The following is a 1,118-nucleotide window of genomic DNA, read 5'->3' as shown; positions in this document are numbered from 1 at the left end:
CTTGAGCCAGGACCACTGCTCCGTGGTGGCACCACCGGCGAAGGCGGTCAGGACGAGGTCGGCGGGGCTGTGCAGGCCGACGAGCTGCACCACGAGGGACCGTGCGACGTCGTCGGCGGCGAGCCCGGTGCCCGCGACCCCGATCGCGCCGGCGCGCTCGAACGTCTCGACGACGGGGACCGGCCCGACCGTCGCGTACTCGTCGGCCAGGGCCTCGGCGCGGTTCCAGTCGTCGACGCTGCCGGAGTTCTTCGACGGCAGGGTCACGGTGGACCGGGAGGGCTGCGTGCCGGCGCCGAAACGGACCTCGAGGAAGGTGGTGTGCTCGGGCTTCCGCGTCCAGAGGAGCGTGCTGCGCTCGCGCATCGCGGCGGTCACGGCGGTCGGGTCCGGCGATTCGGCGGCGCGAGCCTCGAGCTCGTGCTCCCGCTCGGCGGCGAGTCTGCCGCGGGCGTCGCGCAGGGACTCCTCGAAGCGCTCCCGCTCGTCGCGCTTCCGCCGTCGCGTCTGGACCCGCTGGTCGATCCACGTGCCGATCATGATGATCGGCGACAGCGCGATGAAGACCAGCGTGTACGGCTGCTTGGTGACGAGGAAGAGCACCCCGCCGAGGATGATCGGCGCGAGGATCGCGATGACGGGCAACCGCGGCTTCTCCCCCGGGACGGGGATCTCCGGCAGGGTGACGTGCTTGCCGCGGTACGCGGGCTCGACCCGGGGCGAGCGCGAGAACTCGGTGTCGTCGGGGGTGGTCCCCGCTGCCGTCGGCGTGACCGTTCCGGTCGCCGACGTGCCCGGCAGCGGTGCGATGCGCAGGGTCGTCCCGCCGAGCTGGACCACGTTGGTGGGGTCGAGGAACGACCGCGCGACGAGACGGCCGTCGACGGCGACGCCGTTCGCGGAGTTGAGGTCGACGACCTCGACCGTGTCGCCGACGGTGATGGCGGCGTGCCGGCGGGACACCTGGTCGTCGTCGGCGAGGGAGACCTGCGCCATGGCGTCGCGGCCGACCAGGTTCACCCCGCGCGACAGCAGGTACTCGTGGCCGGCCTCGGGCCCGGTCAGCACCTGGAGGAGGGCCGCGGGCGCGTCCTCGACGTCGTCACCGCGGCGGCGGT

General features: G+C 73.4%; 1 protein-coding gene. It reads right to left on the bottom strand.

The annotated features are described in order from the left end of the window. Positions 1-1,118, bottom strand: a 1,118-nt coding sequence (locus tag I59_RS03045) for an FHA domain-containing protein (RefSeq protein ID WP_031272621.1), incomplete at both ends; no start/stop codon positions are given.

The organism is Curtobacterium sp. B8, from assembly GCF_000333315.1.
GTDB classification, from domain to species: Bacteria; Actinomycetota; Actinomycetes; order Actinomycetales; family Microbacteriaceae; genus Curtobacterium; species Curtobacterium luteum.
This window is presented reverse-complemented; position numbering and strand designations above follow the sequence as displayed.